19 protein-coding genes are annotated in these 19372 nt (G+C 59.5%); 6 read left to right on the top strand and 13 right to left on the bottom strand.

What is annotated here, in order from left to right; all coding sequences use genetic code 11:
• The first annotated feature begins 9 nt into the window (after positions 1-9).
• The 4 genes from L5014_RS29545 to L5014_RS29530 all read left to right on the top strand — a co-directional run bounded on the left by L5014_RS29545 (position 10) and on the right by L5014_RS29530 (position 3345).
• The gene (locus L5014_RS29545) at positions 10-990 is read left to right on the top strand and encodes a Gfo/Idh/MocA family protein (RefSeq protein ID WP_238467341.1); all 981 of its coding nucleotides are present in this window, start codon (positions 10-12) and stop codon (positions 988-990) included.
• 29 nt (positions 991-1019) lie between these two features.
• Positions 1020-1256, top strand: a complete 237-nt coding sequence (locus L5014_RS29540; RefSeq protein ID WP_238467340.1) for a hypothetical protein — start codon at positions 1020-1022, stop codon at positions 1254-1256.
• A 287-nt stretch (positions 1257-1543) separates the two neighbouring features.
• A complete protein-coding gene (locus L5014_RS29535) occupies positions 1544-1879 on the top strand; it encodes an acyl-CoA thioesterase (protein ID WP_238467339.1) in 336 nt (111 codons plus the stop codon).
• 497 nt (positions 1880-2376) lie between these two features.
• Positions 2377-3345, top strand: a complete 969-nt coding sequence (locus L5014_RS29530) for a hypothetical protein (RefSeq protein ID WP_238467338.1) — start codon at positions 2377-2379, stop codon at positions 3343-3345.
• Positions 3346-3898: 553 nt separating this feature from the next.
• Here the strand turns inward: L5014_RS29530 and L5014_RS29525 are convergent.
• From L5014_RS29525 to L5014_RS29490, 8 genes are all read right to left on the bottom strand, one after another.
• Positions 3899-4099, bottom strand: coding sequence for an ATP-binding protein (locus tag L5014_RS29525; protein WP_238467337.1), 201 nt, complete (start codon positions 4097-4099; stop codon positions 3899-3901).
• 30 nt (positions 4100-4129) lie between these two features.
• A complete protein-coding gene (locus L5014_RS29520) occupies positions 4130-4786 on the bottom strand; it encodes a hypothetical protein (RefSeq protein WP_238467336.1) in 657 nt (218 codons plus the stop codon).
• A 95-nt stretch (positions 4787-4881) separates the two neighbouring features.
• Positions 4882-5559 carry a hypothetical protein gene (locus L5014_RS29515; protein ID WP_238467335.1) on the bottom strand — a complete coding sequence of 226 codons (678 nt, stop codon included), beginning with the start codon at positions 5557-5559 and terminating at the stop codon, positions 4882-4884.
• The gene (locus tag L5014_RS29510; RefSeq protein ID WP_238467334.1) at positions 5529-6047 is read right to left on the bottom strand and encodes a hypothetical protein; all 519 of its coding nucleotides are present in this window, start codon (positions 6045-6047) and stop codon (positions 5529-5531) included. Before L5014_RS29510 ends, L5014_RS29515 begins: the two co-directional genes overlap by 31 nt.
• A 204-nt stretch (positions 6048-6251) precedes the next feature.
• Positions 6252-6578 (bottom strand): hypothetical protein, encoded by a 327-nt coding sequence (locus L5014_RS29505; protein WP_238467333.1) that lies wholly within the window; start codon positions 6576-6578, stop codon positions 6252-6254.
• Between the two features lie 240 nt (positions 6579-6818).
• A complete protein-coding gene (locus L5014_RS29500) occupies positions 6819-7511 on the bottom strand; it encodes a peptide arginase family protein (protein ID WP_238467332.1) in 693 nt (230 codons plus the stop codon).
• Positions 7512-7535: 24 nt separating this feature from the next.
• Positions 7536-8957: an RES family NAD+ phosphorylase gene (locus L5014_RS29495; RefSeq protein WP_238467331.1), complete on the bottom strand. Its 1422-nt coding sequence runs from the start codon at positions 8955-8957 to the stop codon at positions 7536-7538.
• Between the two features lie 293 nt (positions 8958-9250).
• Positions 9251-11050, bottom strand: a complete 1800-nt coding sequence (locus tag L5014_RS29490) for a hypothetical protein (protein WP_238467330.1) — start codon at positions 11048-11050, stop codon at positions 9251-9253.
• A gap of 1408 nt (positions 11051-12458) precedes the next feature.
• Between L5014_RS29490 and L5014_RS29485 the strand changes: the two genes are divergently transcribed.
• Positions 12459-12932 (top strand): hypothetical protein, encoded by a 474-nt coding sequence (locus L5014_RS29485; RefSeq protein WP_238467329.1) that lies wholly within the window; start codon positions 12459-12461, stop codon positions 12930-12932.
• A gap of 247 nt (positions 12933-13179) precedes the next feature.
• On the opposite strand, the gene L5014_RS29480 is transcribed toward L5014_RS29485, so the two are convergent.
• The 5 genes from L5014_RS29480 to istA all read right to left on the bottom strand — a co-directional run bounded on the left by L5014_RS29480 (position 13180) and on the right by istA (position 18887).
• Positions 13180-14436 (bottom strand): GH25 family lysozyme, encoded by a 1257-nt coding sequence (locus tag L5014_RS29480; RefSeq protein ID WP_238467328.1) that lies wholly within the window; start codon positions 14434-14436, stop codon positions 13180-13182.
• A gap of 1175 nt (positions 14437-15611) precedes the next feature.
• A complete protein-coding gene (locus L5014_RS29475) occupies positions 15612-15881 on the bottom strand; it encodes a hypothetical protein (protein ID WP_238467327.1) in 270 nt (89 codons plus the stop codon).
• Between the two features lie 516 nt (positions 15882-16397).
• Positions 16398-16613: a hypothetical protein gene (locus L5014_RS29470; protein ID WP_238467326.1), complete on the bottom strand. Its 216-nt coding sequence runs from the start codon at positions 16611-16613 to the stop codon at positions 16398-16400.
• The gene (gene istB, locus L5014_RS29465; RefSeq protein WP_238467387.1) at positions 16610-17401 is read right to left on the bottom strand and encodes an IS21-like element helper ATPase IstB; all 792 of its coding nucleotides are present in this window, start codon (positions 17399-17401) and stop codon (positions 16610-16612) included. The genes L5014_RS29470 and istB overlap by 4 nt, the downstream gene beginning before the upstream one ends.
• Complete coding sequence (gene istA, locus L5014_RS29460) at positions 17373-18887, bottom strand: IS21 family transposase (RefSeq protein ID WP_238467325.1); 1515 nt, start codon at positions 18885-18887, stop codon at positions 17373-17375. Before istA ends, istB begins: the two co-directional genes overlap by 29 nt.
• Before the next feature lie 212 nt (positions 18888-19099).
• Here istA and L5014_RS29455 point away from each other — a divergent pair.
• A partial coding sequence (locus L5014_RS29455) for a hypothetical protein (protein WP_238467324.1) occupies positions 19100-19372 on the top strand: 273 nt, incomplete at its 3' end.

The following is a 19372-nucleotide window of genomic DNA, read 5'->3' as shown; positions in this document are numbered from 1 at the left end:
AAGACGACCATGCGCGACATGATCCGATGGGGCGTGCTCGGCGCGGCACGCATCGCCGACAAATTCGTGGTGCCGGCCATCCAGCGATCGGGCAACGGCCGGGTAGTCTGCGTGGCCGCCCGCGATCGCGAGCGCGCCGCGACGTTCGCGGCGAAGCACGGCATCCCGGCCACCTGTGCGACCTACGACGAAGTCATCGAAAGCGATACGGTCGATGCCGTGTATATCCCGTTGCCGACGGCCAGTCACTTCGAGTGGTGCAGGAAAGCGTTGCTCGCCGGCAAGCATGTGCTGTGCGAGAAGCCGATTGCCATGAGCGCCGACCAGGTTCGGGAACTGATCGCGCTTCGCGACGCAACCGGCCTCCTGTGCGGCGAGGCGTTCATGGTCGCGCATCATCCTCAATGGGCATTCGTGAGGGAGCGTATTGCCGATGGAACGCTCGGCAATCTCGAACGCGTGGAGGGCTCTTTCACCTATTTCAACGACGATCCCGCCGCGCTCAAGAACAACCTCGCTCTGGGCGGTGGCGGTGTGCGCGACATCGGCGTCTATCCGGTCGTGACGACGCGCATCGCGACCGGCCTGGAGCCGCTCTCGGTGAGCGCCGAGATCATGCTCGATCCGCGCTATGGCACCGACAAGCTCGCGATCTGCGATCTGGCGTTTCCCGGCTTTCGGCTGCACTTCTACTGCGGCACCCAGCTCGGGCGGCGTCAGCACATGGTCTTCCATGGCGCAAAAGGATGGCTTTCCGTTGATGCACCGTTCAATCCCGGCGTGTACGGCGATGCGCGCATCACCCACCGTTCCGATGCAGGTGGAAAAGTTGAGATCGTCGAATTTGGAAGAATCGACCAGTATCAGTTGATGGTGGAAGACTTCTGCTCAGCGCTGCGGCAGGGGCACCGTTCGATCGCGTTTTCATTGGAAAACTCTCTCGGCAATCAACGCGTGATCGACCAGATCCTGTCGAATGCAAAGGGCTAGCGTGCCGCATGACGACATACGAAACACAGATGATCGAAATCCAGAAGCTTCGGGAGGCTCGAACACTGGCCGCCGCACGTGCAAACGCAGAGGACGCCGCGATATGGCGATGGTTCTCGGCGCTCCTCGAAGCCGGCACGATTCGCTGGTGCCGGTCGGACAAGGGATGGATCGTCTCCGTCAATCATCGTCATGTGGCAACCGAAGTGAGCTTTGACAACGCGATCCGTGCGGCAAAGGCGCGATCGGAATCCTTGCTCATGTAGTATTTCCGCCCCCGCAACCACTATGCCTGGCGCAGATCCACGCTCCTGGATCTACCACTTCAGACTGTTTGGCCGGTCGCGTGAGATGGGGCTTGTGCTGGTACCGCGGACCATCAAATCTGCACAGACCTCCCTCGTGCGGATACGCCGCTGGCTTCATCCCACGGGGTGGCGCCTGTACCAGGGATAACTGCTGATATGACGACAGACATGACATTTTATTGCGACAAACTGGTGCGCTTTCGGCACTGCGATCCAGCGGGTATCGTGCCTATCCCCAGTACTTCGTGTTATTTTATGAAGTGCTGGAAGACTGGTTCGATGACGGACTCGGTGTCGACTATGCAAGTTTCATCGGCATTGAAAGACTTGGCATTCCGACCGTCAGCATCCAATGCCAGTTCATCGCACCAAGCAAACATGGCGAAACCCTTCGATTGGGTTTGTGGGTACGTGAGATCGGCAAAAGCTCAATCAAGCTGTCGCTGACGGCGTCCGTTGGCGAGGAGTTGCGGGCAAGAGTCGATCAGACTGTCGTGCTCTTTTCGCTGGAAACTCGACAGGCAGTCGTGGCGCCGTCGGAGCTGAAGGAACGGATGCTGCGGTTTTCGAATCAGGAATAACGCTGCCGCGAAAGCCACGTATGTAACAAGACAGCAGGGGATGGGTTTCCCGGGAGGTTGCATGGTATCTCGTGGAATCCGACCATGATTTGTTGAGTGCTCTGTGATCGCGATAACCTCACTGATGGAGCCGCTGAGTTGCATCGCCGAAGTTGCACAGCCGACGCCATCATCGCCATGCACGCCATACAGACCCTGGACGATAGCCTCCCTCTGCTTACGACGGCAATCGCGCGGAACTTGTCCGATGACTACGTCACATTGCGCCGCGAGGCCGATGCTGTCGGTGAAAGTCGCCTCTCCTGTGGCGCCATGCAAGCACTCGCTGCTTCCCGTGGTAGAAGCTGTTTCGTCCGCAGCCTCGTCGCCGAAGAATTCGGGCTACATTTACGAGCCCTATCGGCTGACAACTTTAGACAGAAATTACTCCGTAGCTAAAGATCATGCGATCACTGCCGATATATCAGGTCTTCGACGACAAGTCACAACAACGATAGATGGATAAACTCGTACTTAGCTTGCTACTGTCCCTGCTCGCTGGCTTTCTTACGGCAGTAGGAACGTTCGTCAAACTTGTTAACGACAAGGAGAGCAAGGTCACGGAGTTCCGTCAAGAATGGACGGACTCCGCACGCCATGCTCTTGCTAATGTTGTCTCGCAGTTACGCTACTTTTGCAGCCTCGCTACAGAGCAAGCCACGCTCGACTCTGACTTTGACCGCCTCGTCGGGAAATTTCCCAAGCCCGATCAATCTGTCTCGGTCGAAGTCAGCCTTGTGCAAAGCATTCTCGAATCACAAATCAAGGAGAGAGAGTCTCTTCGCCTTGCCTTCCGAGAGAACCGCGAGGCTATTCACAGCGCATATGCGTTGGCGAAACTTCATTTCAAACCGGGCGATTCCGAGTTTCTCCACGTCCAGAACCAGATTGATCAAGCACTCTCGATCGTTGACGGCTGGAAACCACGCAACGATGAGAGTAGCGATGCACTGCGAGCAAAAATGGACCTTCTCGTCGAAGGACTGACAAGCCAGAGTCGGTCTATCCTCAAAGGCGAGTGGGAAAAGATCAAGGGTGGCGAGCCTTCCTACAAGCAAACCCGGATCTGGGCAAAGCGAGGTGGCCTAGCTGGTGCTGGTGCGTTGGCCGTCCTTCTGTGCTGGTTCGGCGTTGAAGCATTGTTGAATTGGAAGGAAGCGAGCGATCGTCACGCATTCACAAACACGCCAGCAAGCACAAGCGGGAAAAGTGATGCACGGCGTGGCTCCGGCGAAAGCAGCCCGATATCACAGGTGTCTCAGGAAAGCAGTTGCAACGACCTCGCCCTTCCGGCGCTCACGGTGGTGCAACAAAATCTAAGCAGTAGCGATAGTCTACCAGTATCGACCTCAACGCAGCCGACTCTTCACAAGAGGAAACAGCAGTACTCATCCTCTGCCTGCGAGGATGCGCGTGGTGCGCACTAGCTCCGACGATAGAAACCTACGCTGAAATCTGCAAACATCAGTGATCGGTAGCATCGAGACAAACAAGACGCGGCAATCAGCAGCGTGCGCCTGTGGATGGTGACGCGCCGGTTCTCCCTCCTCGCCACCGACGCGAGTTCGACCAATATGAAACGTTCGACCTCAATGCATTAGTCGCTGACAAAGGTCTCAGTTTCGCCATAGTCCATGGTGACATCGACGCGAATTGTGACTTTCATTTCGATCTCCGGCAAACCGTGACTGTCGCAAGCCTAGGCGCCCACGAAGGAAACCCCAAGGTTTTTAACGCTCCCGTTGTCGTGTGCCGACACTGCGATCGGCGAAATGACATCACGGGCGTTGACCCGGCCGATGGCCTGCGTGAGTGCTACGACCTCCGTATCGCCTATCGGCCGAAGGGCCGAAAGGATCGTCGCTTGCGCCGCGTCGACGCTGATGTTGTCTTCGCCAGCCGCGAGGGGATTCGGCCCTGGGGTTGGACGCACGGCCAGGGTCTTGTGGAAGTGTCATATCGAATTCCGCGCGGGTTTCATTAGCGCGGCGTCAACCGCTTGTCGTCAAATCCGACCACCAGATATCCGCCGCCGCGGTTTCGCAACGCAATCGCCGCCCTGATGATCTTGGCCTGCCCGGCGGCTTCGGCTGGCGAGATCCACGTCTTGATCTCCACTACCAGGCTTTCGCTCGGTCGCTTGACCAGCTGCTCGACGTGTTCTCGATTGATCTGTGCCATGTTCTCCCCGTTTACGTTGGTGTCCCGTTCCTAAATTAGCTTCGATGCGCGCTCGAGCGCGTCCGCAAACTCGTCCCAGAAGTCGATTGTCGCGCGGCCGTACGCCCGAAGGGCGTCAAGCGTGAGATACACGTCTTCGCCGGACATTGGCCGATAGACGCGAGGGGTATAACGAAACGGCATCGGAGTGACTTTGCTGTTCGCATGATGCGGCTCGAAGAACTCAGGCCGCGCTGCCTTAAGCTTGTCGGCCGAATCGCCATCGGCATGCTTCACCGTGTTCGCTACCAATCGCAGCTCATCGATGTTCGCCCACTTGGCCAGCTGGGTAATGTCGAAACCTTTGGCTTTCAGGCGCTTCTGCAAAACTTTCACCTGTAAGAGTTGATTGTCGCGTTCTTCGCGTGGATGCAACACTTCCTTTCGGTGAAAGGCGAGCAGCTGCTGCTCCCACGTGTGGTACAGCAGCGGCGCAAACGAATTGATGAGCGACTGTCTGACGGCCTGCATTCCGGTGAAGTGCTCATAACCGGCCACAAACGCGGCTTCTGCCAGCATGGACTCGTCCGTCACGTCCGGATCGAACGGCATCGACATCATGTCGTTGTACGTTTTCTCCTGGAGCGCGGTTGCTTCACTTTCGATCCCGTCGAAGGTCGGAAGAAGACGCTGGTCAAGCACCTGCATCGTGCGTTCCAGGTGCGGTTTGAACATACTATGAAAATGGCGCCGCCAGAACGAAGCGTTGTGCATCTCGGCCCTCTCTCTGCCATTCATGAACGTCAGGGTTGAGCGTCTGGACGCTCGCGAAGACCGGCAGGGAACTTCACAACCCTATCCTCCTGCTCGTCCGACGGCCAAACCCGGCGAAGATCAAACGTCGACACGCTCTGAACCCGCGCGTAAAAATGGCGAAATGGCGCATTCTTTCCGTTGAACGGCGCGTAGACGTGTGGATCGCTGAAGTAATCGTCACCAATCTCGTCAATGCCCAGGATATCTTCGAACGGAACGATCCCGACCACTTCAAGCCACGCGCGGTCCTTCTCGGGGATGGCTTCCCATGCGTGCCACGCCTCGTTGCGTTTTGCGCGCGAATTCTTGTCCGATCTCCAGTAGTCGTCGCGCAGATCGACGGCATCGTCGCAGCACAGCATTGCGTCCCAGCTCTTTTCGTCATCAGCGAGATAGGCAAAATGCCGATGTAACAAAAACTCCAGGCCGTCGTGATTGAAGCCTAAGTACTTGCGCACGAGCCATTGAGGTCGCTTTTCGAAGTCGGGTATGCCTTCAGCATTCGGATACTCCAACGCATCGGGCGATCGAAGCAGCACGCTATCGTTTTCCTTGTGACGCAGCAGGCGATTCGCCTTGCGCTTCATTGCCAGTTTGGCGCGCAGATCTGCCCGCTGGGAACGCCGGCGAATAGTCAGTGAAACGCCGAAGTATGCGAAGAGCAAGCCATCGTTTTCCGGCCGATACAGCCGGTCCTCGATTTCAGCTTTGCCCCACAGGTGCCACTCCTGCAAGCCCATAGCAGCACACTGGTCGCGAAAGCGATCCCTGGCAGTCTTCGAAAATCGCAGGCGGCTGCAAAGATTATGCCGTGCAGGATTTCGCCTTCGGTTAGTCTGATTTCGTCGAGGTATTGCAGGAGCTTCGTCGCACCTATTGCCCGCTCACGTTTGCATTGGGCGAGCCAAAGGCGATCGCCAATACCTACGACCGCGGCCTCTTCGTCATCGGTCTCCGACGCCGATGGCGCATCCGCATCGACAATCTCGTAACCACGCGCGTCGAAGCCATCGTCGAACCCGGCGCGGCCAGTTGCTTCCAGGCGGCGCCATGTTTTGAAGTCGTAGACCAACTGGCGGCACAGGTCTTCGAACCGCTTGGGTTCAAGGTCTTCAAAGTGAAGCGGACCCAGCGTTCGAGTCGCGGAAACCATGCAAGCTCCCAAGTTTGTCGTTAGGGATCAGCGCTGTCGCGTCTGCCACGAATTTCATTGCGCCAGCATGCCCGTCCATAGGTCAGCGGATGTACCGAGCCACGCGGCCAGCTTCGCAATCTGCTCGGACGCTCACGCCGTCCGGGATCCATCCGTGCAGCACTTCGCCCGGGTGCGATGGGTCATGCATCAGAGCCGTCCGGATCAATGCAGCGCCTTGAGCACGGCGTGGGCTTGAGGCTGCACGTTGTCGAGGTAGGCGTCGACGGCAGCATCCTGAACGGCTAAGGGTGCAGCCTGCGCGACCGTGGCGAGCGGCCAGTCTACCGTCGCGGCTGCTTGGCTGATCGCTCGCAGTAGCATGGGGAGCGCAACGCCGGGATACCGGCTCTCGAGTTGGCCTGTACGTACCATGTAGCGCACCAGCATCGGCGACACGCCACCCGTGCTCATCAACGTCATCGGGTCTTCAATAGCACCGAGCTCGGCGTAGGTCATGCGGCTCACTTCTTGCAGCGTGTAATCCTTCATGCTCCCTCCAGGTTGTGTTGAACATCCAGTGAACTTGCTGGCAGCACATCACAGTCTTCGAACATCGAGCGGAGCTCGTCTCTGTGCGCCGAGCTGATCGTCGGCCACCGTCAGTCATCCTTTCAATACTCCAGCGCGTCGCACCGGCTTCTGCTCTGGTTGCCCCGGGCCATTGCCGAACACTATGCAAATGGTCTCATACGCAACGTACAGCTTGCCGCTCTCGGTGCGGTGGTCGCTCTACTGCAGCGAAGCGGATCGCCACTGTTTAAGTAGCGGCAATACCCGCGACGCGAGATGACGCGTGTCCGCCTCCGAACCGGAACATCCAAACGAGAGCGAAACCGTAACGAGCTCCGCCTGTTCGATGAGCGGCCGCATCTGATCAAGAAAGTTGGTCACTTCGGCGTCGCTCCACAGGTCGCCCGTCAACCATTGATCTGATCGGTTGAACAGGTCGAGGCACAGATCAAAGATGACCGGTGCATCGAAATTCGCATGCGAAAGTTCGGCGGCGTCTAGATGAAGGGTTTGACGTGCGCCGGCAGCGTCGAGCGTGTCCTGATCCACGCCGGGGTCGGTGTCATCCTGCAGGCAGAAAAAATGTACGTCGCTGAAAAGCCCCCGAATGACAGCCGGCGCAATAAAGGAGTCGTAGCGAATCCGGTTGCCGTCGCGGATCATGTCCTCAAGTGCGCAGAGGTCCGCGCCCAGCAACCGGTTTCGTTGTTCGTCATTCTGATAGAAGTCGTTCACGCCATCCCAATGGAAGTCGGCGTGGACCAAGGAGAATGGACGGACACGACGCTCGTGGGCGAATCGCTCCCAGACGAGCAGTGCCCAGCGGTGATCGTCCATCAGCCAGATGTCCTCGCCTAGCGCGGCGAGGTAGGCGTCGTCTGGCTGCAATTGTGCAATCTCTCGCTCATCCATCACCCTTCCCTCGCAACGAACACACTACGTTGACACGTCGGTCCGCCGGTTCCCGTCTGCATTGTTGTCGCGCACTGTTGCGTGGCGAATCCACGGCACGGGTTGTTTAACGAACTGGTATTGAATGGCCTTCACGTCGACGATGACGATCGAATCGGTACAGAGACGTAGCGCGGGCATGCGGTCATCCCATCGGACACGCTGCGCGTCCTCATCAAGCATGATCGGATGCTCTTCAGGCTGCTCGACGACGGCCGGCTGACTCGACTCGATGATTTCGAATGTCTCCTGATACCAGTCCGGCCCGCGCAGCTCGAGAAGTTTGTCGGGCGATAACTGTTCAACCACGCTGGCGTGATGGAACAGGACCGCGTTGCTCCCCTGGCCGCCCGACTGAATCGACGGGTAGATCACGCCGTCGAAACGCGGCAGATTCCGGGAGCCGAGATATTCCGCGACCATTTGCGACGGAAGATAGCCGCTGGTTTCCTCACCCGGCAGCACCGGGACCTGCAGTGCGCTGCTCAAGCGCTGCAGAAATGCTACGCGCTCGTGCTTGCGTTGGTATTCAGGATCGAAGTGGCTGATGTTGCGCGCCTCCACGCGGGCAAGTGCCGCGATGTCAAGCAACTGCAGTTCGCGTGTGATGTCGAATGCCGCGGCCACACCATGCGCACCGACCGGCGCACGGACTTCGCCCAGGCAGGTTTCGACATCCGCGGCGCCGTAGAAGACAGAAATCCCGGTTGGATTCATGCGTCCCGCGCTTGCCACGTTTGACGGCGGAGGCCCAAGCTTTTGCGCCGGGCTTATCAGCATGTCGCATACTTCCCGCCAGTCGCTCGCAATGCGCATCCGCCAGAGCCGTGTGAGGTCAGTTTCAGGGCCGGCGCGCCTGATCACTTTCTCGCCGTTTTGAGCGACGAGCTCGTCGACACCGGCGAACATCTCCCGCAGCCGCTCCTCGATCTGCGGATTAAAGTACCGCGATCGGGTTCGCAACTCTTCTTCAATCTCGGTCCACAAGAACGAACTCGCCGACGCTCGCGGATCGGGGCTGAAACGAAGATCGTCATCGAGCGGATCGTCCTCGCCATCCTGCGGCCACCAAAACCAGACCTCGCGCAACGATTCCAGGATCAGTTCGGCCGTGCGATCGTCGCCGCACTTTGTCATCTCCTGAATGACGTCGACCGCGCTGCACCCTTCCGCGGCCAGCCATTCACCCATGGTGTACTCGGGCCTGGCAGAAATGAAACGGTTCTGGAACAGTGGCTGAATGCGTTCGGCGTACTGGCGTGTTCCCCAGCAAAGCGCCGTTGTGCCGCAAACGACGCACTGATCGCTTCGGCCAGTATTCGAAACCTCGTCGCGCAGAAACTGGTCACCGGCGCACTCAAGGCAAATCGGCTGGTCGTCAGGCTCGTGTTGATCGTCTTCGGTCATTTTGTTCTTGTAGCCCCCGTCATCCAATGAATCTACCGTGGCGGGCCGATCGTCAGCAACCGTGGGTCGTAGATAAACGGGCCATCATTCCGAGACGAGATGATCGCATCCTGCTGCCCCGGTTTTCAAGCCTTACGTCGGCAAACCGGAACAGCGACGCATGCTCAGCGCGCACGCCGGTTCGCAGATCAGCGGCACTGCTGCCCGCAGAGTCATTCCGTTCGAAAGTCCCCACTGATGGTCTCCTCGTGGTTGCGGGACGCCAGGCAGGTGAAATGGCCGTGAGCTGCACGCTACACCTGCTGAGGCTTCAGTTCCGTCAGAAACGCCTTGAGCGCGCCTGCATCGCCACCGCGCAGGGAATCACGCGCGCTCGCATAGCTGTGCTCGGCCCGGATGAAAAACTCCTGGGGACTCGCCAGCGTCGGGATGCGCCCGAATGAGGCGAGCTGCGCGGTGAGTACCGACTTCAGGTACGCTTCAAGGTTCGCACACAGCAGGGCGATGTTGACCATGCGGCCGGCGCTGTGCACGATATCGCAGCGGGCGCGGTAGATCCGCTGCAGGTGCCAGCGCAGCCCCTGTTCGACCCGCCCAAGAAATGTGTTCATGTCGGTCGGCGAGGCAAGAAATGCCATGAACTGGTCAAAGCGCATCTGCGTGAGCGGCTGATCCCCCAGCCGTCCGTTAATCGTCTGGCGATGGACCGGTTCGGCGAGCACATCATAGAGCTGGGCGAAATCCAGCTCCTTGAGGGCTATCGGCTGTCCGCTCGACGCGTCGACGAGTTCGACCGACTGCTCCAGCAGCACTTCACGATAAGCCGTCAAGTGGTTGATCACCGAGACCCCCATCAGGACCGGCGTGACACTGTCTTCGACTGCGTCACCGATCGGTCCTGATCCGCTCATCCCTTTGGCGAGAAATTCCAGTCCGGTCCACCAGTTGACGAGCTTGTTCTCGAAACTGGTGGTGTCCGCCCCCATGCGATACAGCCGGAAAGCTGCAAGCACGCGATCGCGTCCCTCTCTTGAGAAACGCTCACCTGTCACGAGCTGGCCAACGTTCTGAGCGAACGCATCGAGCTCAGCTGGGCTGACCGATGACTGCGGATTCGGAACCACTTTCGGGATCGGCAGCAGTCGCCAGTCTGGACCTGTCGGTCTCGGAACGGCAAACTGGTCCGAGACCGCAATGTTGGCCCGGTCGTACTCGAAACGGACCAGATCGAGCACACGGTTGATGCGATCGTGGACCAGCTGGCCTGCGGTGCGTGCGTCAATCGCGTCCGCCTCGCCGTAGGCAAACAGGCGGTGTCCCTGTTCCTTCATGCCCGCAAGCGTGGACAGTTCCGGGGGAACCGCCGCACTGAACACGATGTCGCCGATCTGCGGTGGAAACGACTTCGTGTCGGTGACTCCGTCGATCGCAAAGCACACGCGCCATGCGCGGCTCTCCGATGTGATCAGCTTCCTGAGCAGGTCAAAGCGCTGCGCAAAGACATAGGTTTTCTTCTGCGGTTTGACCGGCACCAGAACCTGACGGTACAGTTGGTAGAGACCTTCGATGCTCTGGCCACGCGCGATCAGATAACTGATCAGACTGCCGGTCAGCGACCGGATCTCGTTGAAACGATCTGCCTCGGGCCGGCCGTCCGGCGCGAGCACCGCTTCGTGAATCCCCTGAATGACCTCGTGGACGTAGCATCGATGTAACTGGCTCACGTATTCGCGCAGATAAGAGTCGAGCAACGAGCGCCCCTTTTCGATCGGCCCCTTGTCGAATTTCTCGCCGAATGACTTGCCGAGCAGCGCGCGGATCACCGCCGTGGACGCGCTGAGTGAGGGACGCTTCAACGCCGACTCGGTATCCAGGATGCTGATCGCCTCGCGCGCGACCATCCAGCGGTCCTCGTTACTAGCGTGCGGCAAGGCCGTCAACCGGAGCAGCTCTTCGAGAATGTTGACCGCGTGCATGACGCGCACGCGGTGCGAGTCGAGCGAATATGCATACGTCATGTTGTACCAGACGCTCGCAAACACGGCCTGTTCGCGGGTGAGCGGATACTGTGCTAGTCTGGGGTCGTGTTTCATTGCCTCTGTTTTTCGTGCGTTCTTTTGGCCACGCGTTGTGGGCGCGCAGTTTTAACGTTGGTTTCCAGGCCACATTTTGCAGCGGCTTTTTGTTGACCGGGGAACTCTGACCGCCTATAGTACGTCCTACTTTAGCAAGCCCGTCGCGTTTTTTGACGGCACGGTTATCACGGGGTCAGGGGTGTAGGTCTGGGCGGTGTCCCGCTACATTTTCTGTTCCCCAACCATTAGAGGGCCCGCCACATGGCGGGCCCTTCGCGTTTAGGGCGTCAGCCCTGGTCGCTGTCCCACTGCATCTCAGCCATCCCTCCCTTCCCTTCTATTTTTTCAGGCGAAAGACCGTCCATTTCCCGCCGGCTTAAAATCGCCAGATTTGATCACTGTGGTAATCAGGAATGGAGTTTCGGCGCCGGAACGCGCGAACAAAGCCAGCCCGCATGACACCCGTCGCCGCGTAGTTCCGACATAATTAACTGCGTAGTTTCACTACATTTGACATATCCCCCCATCCGTCAGGCAGGCCGTCCCGGCCGGACTGGCGAACCCGGCGCCGACGGGATACGGCCCGCGGCGAACCCGCAACCCGAGCGCCTGCCCGGGTCTGTCAGGCGTGCGGGCACCCCGACGCGGCCGGCAGGCGCTCCGGCCGCCATCGCTTTTCGTGAGTAAGCGCGACGGCGCACTCCCGGCACGCATGCATTCCAGCGCCCGGTCGCCCGTCCGGTGTATGAAAGGCTGGCATTCAGGTGCGCGCGCAAAGGCCAACCCCTATGGTTCAAGAGGTGAACGCGTATGGGTTCACAGGCGTGAAGCAGTGCTTCATGCGCCGGACGCAGCCACAAAATCGACGGTGATCACCTCGTTGCTGCGGGCACCACACCGGCGCGCGTCACGGTTCGCGAAGCGATCACCGCAGACCAACCCGTCGCTCCCATTATCATTAGCCGTCGCAGGTATCCGGGCCGCATTTCAGGGGGTAGACAGGCCTTCGAGGGCGCGCTGCAGATGCCTGACCAGACCGGCGCTGTTCTCGTCAACAAGGCGGTTCGCAGCCTGATTGCAGGGGCGACGCATTAATGGAGCACGAGACGTACCAAGACCCGCACGCCATTCGATGACCAGGAGCCCGGACGACCCATCATCAATTCACCTGTGCAGCGACACAGCGCGATCGAAGCGAGCATGCCAGGCCAGCGCACACCGTGCGCGGCGACCTCCGCGATGCCTTCGGTCTACATCCGCCTGACAGCGACGAAGTTGAAGTGGGCGCGGCAGACGAGGTATTCGCAGTGCCAAAATGAGAACCGTCGACCGAATTCCCTTTATCCGGCGCGGCAGTACAGTTCCCCTTGAAACGGCGGTAACCGCCCCAACATCGCGCCGAGAATCAAGCGCTCCGGAAGCCTCTATGCCCAACAGAAAACCGCAACGACAGTCCGCCGCTCGCGTCAAGACGTTGCTGCTTCCCATGGCCCGGAAAGAAGCTTCGGCCCTCATACTGCGCACAAGACTCAATCTCGAGCGGCTGCGCAGCGGCGAAACCGATCGCTCGCTGATCAACCACCTGCTGCAGATCTGCCTTATTGCTTCGTTCGTCACACGGGCCGGATACGGGCAACTCGCGATCGATCAGCTCGACCGGGTCGAGCGCGAACTTGGCGAGCTCCTTGTCGAGTTCGATGACACGGGAAGCTGCGAGTGCCGCGATACGCAGATGGAAGGAATCACTCAGGTTGTCAACGAATATGACCGCATGCTCGGTGCAGTCCGTCTTGAGATCTTTGCGAGGGCCAGCGATCATCTTGACAGGCTGATGGCCGCGGCCGCAAACGAGGAACCGCCGTCCACTAACCCTCGCAAGAGCTCGGCAAGCCCTCGGTAACACGGTGCACAGAGCGCGGCGCAAATAGATAACCTGGCGCGTCTCATGAGCACGGTGGAGCTTTGTCTCAGTGCGGCCATGAAGAGTCCTTCGCAAGTCGCGATGCGCAGACGTTCAGACGTCGGCGCCACCCATAAGCGGCCGTCCGGGAAACTCGAACGATTCCCGACGAGCGCCTGATGAGTGCGCGCATCCGGTGATCGACGCCGGGTTGTGCGTGCCGCTCGGGTGACACGCCATGGAACGCTCAGTGAATGACCACGTGCAGGGGAGTCGATCCAGCAGGCACCGTCGCTATTACCGCATTCGTTGCCGTGTTGATCACTGACACCGATTTCGATCCTGCATTCGTTACATAGACCTGGGTTCCGTCCGGAGAGGCCGCGAGACTGACTGGATTCGAACCCACCTGGACTGTCGCAACGACTGTATTCGTTGCAGTGCTGATTGCCGAAACCGAATTCGCACCGGCGTTTGCCACGTAGACGGTAGCCCCGCCAGGCGTGACCACAACGTCAATCGGGAATAATCCAACCCCGATTGTGTTGATGACCGTATTGGTCGCTGTGTTGATGACAGAGACCGTGCTCGCACCGGAGTTCACAACGTAGGCGGCTTGTCCATTGGGAGTCAGCGCGATGTTCGATGGCCTGGCCCCGACGGGGATTGTGGCCATCACGGTGTTCGTTGCAGTGTCGATCACCGAAACTGAATTGGAGCCCGCATTCGACACGTAACCGAGATGGCCTCCCTTCAGATTATTCAGGTCGGCCAGGGACCCATTGAACTTGTCCAGGTCAACGCCTCCTGAGATTCCGGACACTAACCCGTTATCGGCATACTGCCAAAATGTCCAGTTACTCCAGCCTATCGGCAAAGTTGGGCAGTTGACACCCAAGTTCGCCACCCACAGCGGATCACCACCAAAGGCCGAGGAACCCACGGCACTGTTCCAGAAGCTTGCGGCGGTATAAATGATCGGAGGCCGCCCGGTAGCATTCTGCACGGTTGTCACCCACGCCTGAATGGTTGCGGCAATCGTCGCTGCCGACTGTCCACTGGTGACTTCTACAACAAGCGCGGGAGGGAGATCGCCCGGCCCAACCTTTTGGAGAATCAACGCGGCCTGGGCAGCCGGATCCTGGCTAGGCTCGAGGAATTGATAGGCCCCACGCGCGAGGCCAGCCGCCTTGATTCCTGCGTAGTTCACGTCGAACATCGTATCGGGGGTCGTGCCATCGCCGACACGCGCGTAGGCAAACTGTATGCCCGATTTGGCCACCGCGTTCCAGTCAATGGTGCCCTGGAACGACGAGACATCCACGCCCTGCAGTGTTGTAGAGCCCGGGCACACCGCGCCCATGGCGAACATCGGCATCAGTAAGGCAACGACAAACCAAAGCGATGCGAGCCGCACGCACTTAGCAATACGCGAAATTCTCACGATGCCTCCTTTTGCTGTATGAGCCAGCAAAGCCTGGATTCCTGCGCCGGTCTTCATCATTGCGCGGGCGAATCCAGATCACCCTCGCTGCGTACTTCGCATATTGGAAGCGCGCATGCACCAGTGTCACCAAAACACTGTTCGGTGAAGACTGGACTCAAGCGTCAGCGCGTTTCGCATCGGGGTATTGGGCACCAGCGTCAAGGAAGATAGCGTGGAAGCTTAATCGCTCGTCGAATGTTGCATGCCCATGTTTTATGCAACGGGTGCCTGCAGATGGCTTGAAGATAGGTGACTGGGTAGAAAACGGTTAGTAAGGGCTTCTCCGAATGAAATTGCTATTCGGAATGTGTGAAAGCGCACATACAAATGCTTGCGACCGGCGGCTGAAGCAAAGCCACAATGACATCTTTTTGCGGCAATAGGCCTGCGTTTGCGCGAAGCTTCGCGCGACGGCTTCAGAACCGCAAGCCCCCGCTCATCTGTAGCAAGGCAGGCTGCATCTGCGCACACATCTCTGACGGCGTGCCAGCGCGATGGTCCGATGTGGGCTCGGCCTTATGAAAAGCCAGCAAGCGCTGATCGATGTGGCTGGGGAATGGCTGCTGTACGCTGGAAGCTGCCGCCGTAGTCGCGTGCGATCGAATGGCGGCTATGGGTCGATATGACCCATTCAGTTTTGGGCCAGAGCGACGCTGGCCCGCGCAACCGACTGCAACTGCCAACGCGATTCACGTCGTGCGGGCACACCAGGATGTTCGCCATGCGAATCTTGACATAACAGCGGAACCGTCAAAAATTCCTGTCCCTCCGGCCTCCCGGCCGATGCATCGAACGGCTGGCATTCAGGGGCGTGCACTCGTGCAATCTACGCGAGCCTATCAAAGAGGACGCCGGGTTGGCCCTCCACGCGCTTGGGTTCGCCCTCCGCGAATTCGGCTGGGCGGCATAACTCCGGATCGTCTCGCAACCCTCGCCGAGCGCCATGAATAAAAGTATCCCTACACTAAGGTTGATTTGGCCTGGTGTGTACTCGCCGACTCCGTTTTGAGCCGGATGCCGAGATTTACGTGCGCCGGCCCGATGTCGACCTGCGTAGAACAAAACAAAGATGTCAATTCGAAATCCCTGAGGCGTAGGGATTCCGCTCGCCGAATTGACGACTTTATTTGCAGTCTCAACGAAATAAAGTCGTCAATTCGCATGAGTTCGCATTAAAGTTGTCAACTCGCGTTCTAAACTTCGAATCCAGATCGTAACATCTTGATTTTATGAACGATTCTGCTCTCGTGGCGCAGCCAGTCGCCCTTGCGCGACCGCGCGGTGCGCACCGCTTGGAAGTCTTCTGCCTGAAAGTGAAACGGCCGCTCACGTTCGGCCAGCGCTGTTCTGTCGATGGATGGATCGTGCTCGAGTCCGAGCCTGCAGTGTGTGCCTTCTGCGAACGTCCTGGCTTTATCCAGAACGGTGGCCAGCGATTTCTCGCTGTTTTTCATGTCCGACACGCTGACTCTCAGGAATTTGTACTCCTACCCAATCCGGTCGTCGCGAAAAATATCAGCGCTCACGCGGACCTTGATGCCGCCGCCACATGACAGTTCGTCTGAACGATTTCCGATTTTGTTGACGCCCGCGCGACGCGAGGCTGTCTCTCAGGCGGCAACGCTCGCCGTTATTGACACCTGCGCAATGCCAAGCCAGTGACAACTTTACTTCGCTTGCTGCAAATCGTTGATTTCACGTGACTTTATCGACTCACCGGCACCGCGACGCCGCGAATTGACAACTTTACCAGCGAAGTTGTGACAACTTTGCTTCGGTCTACGGGTGGGCTTGTCGTGCGTTCCCCACAAGGCAATGATCGGTTGTGAAGAGGCGTTCGCTCGCACGGTCACCGCGTGTTGATGGCGGTGTAAAACCGCGCATAAACGTCGACGGGCGCTTGAGTAAATCAGTCAGCAATAAAGGGGCCGCGAGGGCCCCTTCCTGTTGATGCGGTACCACGTTATAGCGCGTCAGAATCAGAACGATGGCGGGCCGGTAAGAGGCCGTTCAGGATGCTGGTGCTCGTCGCGCATCGTACGCTGGATATCCGCGAGATAGCGCGAACAGACGACCTCGCGCAGGTCGTCGAGCAGTTCGAACACGGCCAGCGCCTGCTGTGGAGTCCAGTCTTCCGGCACGATGAACGCGATGCCGCGGCGGCGCCCGGAAGGCAACATCGGCGGCCTGCTCATGTGCCTGCCTCCTTTCGCGCACCAGACTTCCTTGTGCCACGCTGCTGGGCCTGGGCTTCGGTGCGCTCGCGTGCCTCCTTGAGCCGGTACGACTCCCCCTCGATCGAGATCACCTCCGAGTGGTGCACAAGACGGTCGACCAGCGACACGACGCATGCCGCGTTCGGGAACACCTCCGACCAGTCCTTAAATGCCTTGTTGGTTGTCACGATTGTCGATCTGGCCTCATATCTGCGGCTGATGAGTTCGAACAGCAGGTCCGCGTGCCGGTTCGTGTAGGAGAGGTAGCCTACTTCGTCGACCAGGAGGATATCGGGCGCCGCGTAGTAATGCAGACGCCGCCGCAGCGCCGAATCGCTGTCGAGTGCGGCGAGCTCACCCAGCATCTCGCTCGCAGAACGGAACAGCACCGTATGACCTGCGACGAGCGCCTGATTGGCCACGTTCTTGGCCAGTGTCGATTTGCCCACGCCGTTCGGGCCGGTGAACACGACGTTGGTCGCATCAGCAAGGAATGAGAGCGACATCAGCTCCTCGACAGCGCCCCGGTCGATGCGTTTGGGCCACGCCCATTCGAAGTCCCCGAGCCCCTTGAAGTGGCCAAGCCGGGCATCACGGAAGCGACGCTGCAACGAGCGGTGTGCACGTTCGTCCTCCTCCCATTTCAGCAGCGGTGCGATCCAGTCAGCGCCCTCGACTTCGGACCAGTGTTCAAGCAGGCCGTTCATGCGCAGGGCCTTTGCGCGGGCGCGCAGTGCTTCAGTGTTCTGCGGATTCGGTATCGTCATCTTCGTCAGCACCCAGTTGATCGTAGGTATCGAGGCGGTGGGGTTGCACAGGCTTGTCCTTGCTGCGTACATGCTCGGGCAGGTTGATGGCAACGGGAGGCGGCGCACCACGTGCAGTGCGCCGGCGCTCCAGTGCAGCCCGTACGGTGTTCGTATGGGGCGAGCCCGAGCGCAGCGCATCCTCGACTGCGGCCTGCAGCTCGGCCGCACCATAGCGGTCGAGCAGGCGCAAGAGCGCGGTGGTCTGTGCACCGATGTTGGCACCGCGTTCGGCCGCGCGCACCAGCAGCAGCTGGCAGGCCGGTACGGCCTTCGTCAGGCCGTTGACGCCACGATGCTGGCGAGCCTGGTGCTTGATCTGCTCGAGCGTCTTCAGGTGCTGCGGATTCTCGATCTGCGCGGCGCGGTCGTAGCTGCGCCGGTGACTGGCGATCATGTCCGCGCCGTCGAACACGCGAACCTGGTTCAGGTCTGCACGGATGCTCAACGTACGGCGCACGTGCGTATGCGGGATCGAGTAGTCGTTCAGGTCGAAGCGCACGTATGGCGTCTTGCCGACTTTCACGGCGAGCTGCTCTTCGACGGGATACGGGTTATCGGGCAGCGCAAGCAGCAGCGGCTGCTCCTGTGCGAACGCCTCACGCACACTCATGTCACGGTCTTCAGGGCACGGCCGGTCGGCGGCCTGGGTTCGGCACCAGTGCGCGGCCTGGGCATTCAGATCGTCAAGGTCGGTGTACTCGCGGGCAGCGAGGAACGCATCCCGGACGTAGCGTATGGCCCGCTCCACCCGTCCTTTTTCGTTTCCCCTGTATACGGCCATGGGCCGGGGTTCGAAGCGGTAGTGGGCTGCGAAGGCGAGCAGTGTTGGATTGAAACGGATGGCTTCCCCGTGCCGTTCAAGTACGGCACTTTTAAGATTGTCATACCACAGAACCCTTGGCAGTCCACACCATGCGTTGAAGGCGCCAACATGTCCGCGCAGGAAGCTCTCCATGCGTGCGTCAAGGAAGAAGCGAAGGTAAATTTCCCGCGAGTAGGCAAGCACCATCACGAACGCCATCAGGGGGCGGCGTGCACGGCCAATTTCGATGTGTCCGCAATGGGCCCAGTCAATTTGCCCGACCTCTCCTGGCAACGTGCGAAGGCGCAGGAATGCCTCGGCCGGTGGCCGTGGACGGTGGCGGCTCACCATGTGCCTGAAGTGGCCCGAAGCACCCGTGTAGCCGCGCTCACGCACCATCGCGTACAGGCGGCTGGCTGTGAGCTTCGGGAACTTCTCCAAGGTCTGCCGGATAAACGGCAGATAAGGCTCGATCATGGTGGCGCGTGGCGGCGATCCATGGCTGGGCAGACCTGCCTGGGCCAGCACACGCGAGACGGTCGTGTGATGCACATGCAGTTGCCGGGCGATGGTGCCGCAGCGCCACTTCTCTACGTGATAGAGGCGCAGGATCTGGGCCTCCAGTTCGGCAGCAATGGTCACGGCGGATCTCCGGAAGCGGATGATGGACGAATGCCCCGTCCCCGGCGGCGCACGAAGCCGGTGCGCACAAACGGCGAGAGCAGACCACCGCAGCGCCGGCAGTGCAGTGCACCGGATGTCGCTGTTTGCGCAGCGACATTTGCCGGTGCAACCGCGACATCGTTCGGGGGCGCTTGCAGTACATCATTCGCAGGGCGGGCAGGTGAACCCTGATGCGTCACGATTTGATGACGGGCGCGGTGGCGACGGGCCCGGGCCGCATGGGCAAAGCGTCCGCGGCGGGAGCTCTGGTAGCGTCGGCCGGCTTCGCGCTGGTTCTCGCGGCGCGATATGCGTGCGCACTGGACAGTGCAATAGCGCTGTCCTATGCGCAAGTGAAGAACGATTTCCTGGTACTCGCAGGCTGTGTTAAAGCGGACATCCCCACAAACACAGCAGAGGACCTGCATGATGACAGCAAGACGAACGACCATCCGGCGACTCCC

The sequence above is a fragment of the Paraburkholderia tagetis genome, from assembly GCF_022213065.1.
GTDB classification, from domain to species: domain Bacteria; phylum Pseudomonadota; class Gammaproteobacteria; order Burkholderiales; family Burkholderiaceae; genus Paraburkholderia; species Paraburkholderia tagetis.
This window is presented reverse-complemented; position numbering and strand designations above follow the sequence as displayed.